Genomic DNA, 3156 nt, shown 5'->3' with positions numbered 1-3156 from the left:
TGACTGCCAGATTCATCTGCTCAAGTTCTGCGATAATTTCGTTCATATGTTCACTCCCCTTTTACTAACATGAATTTATTAAGTATACGTTCTATAGTCTACGAAAGTTTCCAAAAGAAAGAAGCAAGGAAAATAATTTCCTTGCCTCCACCTACTTTACTCTGTTTTTTCCCCGTTCTCAACCACACCCCTAGTCTTCGCCAACTTATTATCCCAAAGCTGTTCGTAAAATAAGAGTTGTTGCTCGAGTAAAGAAACTTGAATCGTTCCTACTGATTTTTCATTGATAAATACTTTTCACCCACTACTTCTTCAAGTTCTTTCTTTAGGGCTTTTTTATCAAGATTTTCTCCAATAAAGACTAGAACAGGTTCTACATTTACACTTTGTTTGACCCTCTCAAAGGTTGGATGACCGTATGAGTAATTAAATAAGTAGATACCTGGGGTTTCCGTAAGTTGAATAAAGCCTTTCGCCCTAAGAATCGATTGGTTGCTTTTTTCTAACCATTCATTTAATTTGATTCGATCAATTGAATTTTTTATCGGGATTGCACAGGTTTGAAGGTGTAGATGTTCAATATCCGTCTCTTTATCTTTCGTATTTTTTTGCGTCAACTGTTCTGAAAGACCCCCATCTAATAACGCGCAATCCATCTCTGAGTAATGCGTTGAAAGAATCTTCGCCTGTCCATTTGTTTCTTTGATTGAATCTCTAACAGACATTAGGCCACTTTCGTTTATTTGATCGATTTTGTTAATCAATACAATATCAGCGAATTTAACTTGGTGCTGTAATAACTTCTTCAACATATTGCTCAGTTTCTGCTCGTACCATTGTTTTGCATTCACAACCGTGATCACTGCTTTTATCTCAAGTTTATCGGCTAATAATGGATGAGTGCAGGCATCTAGCACGTCTAAAGGGTGAGCAGCCCCAGTTGCCTCAATAAAGATCACATCAAGATCATGCTCCTCTGTTAACTCTTTTAATTGGACACCTAATTCGCCCTGCATCGTGCAACAAATACACCCATTTAGCATTTCCTTTAACGGAACATTTGCAGGTACACTAGCTGAATCAATGCTTATATGTCCTAATTCATTCATTAAGACGGCAATCGAGCGCTCTTTTTGCTTTTCATGCTCGATTAGCTTTTTTAATAATGTACTTTTTCCACTACCAAGAAAACCACTAAGTATGACCAGCTCTACTTTTGAAGCATTCAAAATTGTAACTCCTTCCCTGTTGCTACTTACTTTTTCCAATTATATGACTCGACATCAGCTAATACTTTATCAAGGGCTTGCCATGCCATTAGTGCACAATTATGTCGTGCTCTCAATTTATGGACTCCTTCAAGCGATAAAGCATCCCCAAGATCAATCTCTTCATTTGCTTGTTTCCCATCTCGTATCAGTTGCTCAAATCCGTTACGGAGAGAACTCACAGTCGTTATATCTTTATTTTTTATTAACTCCGTCATTATAGAGGATGAAGCCATACTGATGCTACAGCCTTCTCCTTCGAATGAGATGTCTTGTAGTTGCTCATCATCAATAACTACATATAGAGTAATCACATCTCCACATGTTGGGTTTTTGTAATGGATTTTCCTCACATCTTCCCCTTCAAGAACACCTGTATTACGTTTGTATTTTGCATGGTCCATCACTACTTTTCGGTAAAGATCTTGTAGCATAAGCTCACTTCCTTTCATGTAGCTTTATAACCAATCGTAATAATTACGATTTAAATAGTATACTTCATTCTCTTTAATCAATAAAGCCCCTCTATCAAGATCTGAAGTGCAGATCCCGCCCTTACCCCCTCAGCCGCAGCAGAGAGTGGCATCACTATAAAGTTTTCTTCTTTAATCGCTGTGACATCTGTTAACGCTGGGTGACGTTTTAAATGCTCTATTTTTTCTTCAACTGTTGTCTCACCATAGTCAATAACGACAATGACTTCCGGGTCACGTTCTACCACTTCTTCAAAACTCACTTCCCCCCAATTTTTATCAAGATCTTTAAAGATATTGGTTGCACCAGCCATCGTTATAATTTCATTTAAAAAATTACGGCCTACTGTAAGCGGTGCGGTTTCACCACTATCAAAGACAAAAATACGCTTACTCGCTTCACTCTCAGGGATTTCTTTTTGGAGACTAGTGAGCTCTTGCTCTAGAGAATTAATTAATTCCTCTCCACGCTCTTCCACGTCAAAAATCTTTGCTACATTTCGAATATCCTGAAAAACATCATTCATTTCTGGACCTACTAATGTAGAGGATTGGTGCAAATATGCTTGAACTCCAAAGTCAGCTAATTGTTCCACAGTTCCAATATTATCTTCACGAAATGCACTGCTCCATCCCGCATAAGCAAAGTCTGGCTCTTTATCTAAGAAAACTTCTTGTGAAGGGTATTGGTCAGCAATCACTGGAAYCTTATAATACGCTTCCTTAAATTCTGGTAATACCTCATCATCAAGATAAGCTGTGCCCACCATATGTTCTTCTAACCCAAGTGCAAGCATAACTTCTGTAACATGTTGATTAAGTGAAATAGCGCGTGTCGGGACTTCTGTAAAGGTAAGAGTATGATCCCCGTTCTCTATCTCTACTACTTGATCAAGTTCTTTTGAATTCGTTTCTTCTCCGCTTACTTGACGTGCTTCACTACCCCCTGCGCAACCAGCCAATAGTATACTAAATAGACCAATCCCTAATACTTTTATCTTTTTTTTCACAACTTTCCCTCTTTCCTATTAATCTATTAAACTCGACAATCTTACTTTTGAAGGAATTGTTTAAATCTTTGATACCTAATATCCTCACTCATCCCATCTGAAATATACATCAGATGAACTTTATTCGTTTCTGGATGTGATAGAACCTTCGCCTTCACTTGAAATACGTCTTGTAATAGCTCTTCAGTCAATACTTGTTTAGGAGTTCCATTCGTTACTAGATTTCCATCTTTCATGACAAAAAGCTTATCACAATAAGCTGCAGCTAAATTTAAATCGTGTAGGGCAGTAAGTACAGTAACATTTGATGCTCGAATGACATCTAACATATGTAGCTGATGGTGAATATCTAAATGATTTGTTGGTTCGTCTAATACAAGAAAAGAAGCGTCTTGAGCAAATGCT

4 protein-coding genes are annotated in these 3156 nt (G+C 37.7%); all 4 read right to left on the bottom strand.

Features of this window, described 5'->3' with window-relative positions; translation table 11 throughout:
• Window positions 1–269 precede the first annotated feature (269 nt).
• Window positions 270–1229: a GTP-binding protein gene (locus tag AB685_RS29235; protein WP_047974124.1), complete on the bottom strand. Its 960-nt coding sequence runs from the start codon at window positions 1227–1229 to the stop codon at window positions 270–272.
• Window positions 1230–1255: 26 nt separating this feature from the next.
• Complete coding sequence (gene sufU, locus AB685_RS29230) at window positions 1256–1702, bottom strand: Fe-S cluster assembly sulfur transfer protein SufU (RefSeq protein ID WP_047974123.1); 447 nt, start codon at window positions 1700–1702, stop codon at window positions 1256–1258.
• Between the two features lie 77 nt (window positions 1703–1779).
• Window positions 1780–2751, bottom strand: coding sequence for an ABC transporter substrate-binding protein (locus AB685_RS29225; RefSeq protein WP_053074000.1), 972 nt, complete (start codon window positions 2749–2751; stop codon window positions 1780–1782).
• Between the two features lie 41 nt (window positions 2752–2792).
• Window positions 2793–3156 (bottom strand): ABC transporter ATP-binding protein (locus AB685_RS31580; RefSeq protein ID WP_047974122.1); only part of this gene is annotated, 364 nt, incomplete at its 5' end.

This window comes from Bacillus sp. LL01, from assembly GCF_001037965.1.
This window is presented reverse-complemented; position numbering and strand designations above follow the sequence as displayed.

What these genes read in the sequence shown, in the direction of transcription:
- sufU (WP_047974123.1), bottom strand. Translation starts at nt 1,702, where the DNA reads ATGCTACAAGATCTTTACCGAAAAGTAGTGATGGACCATGCAAAATAC.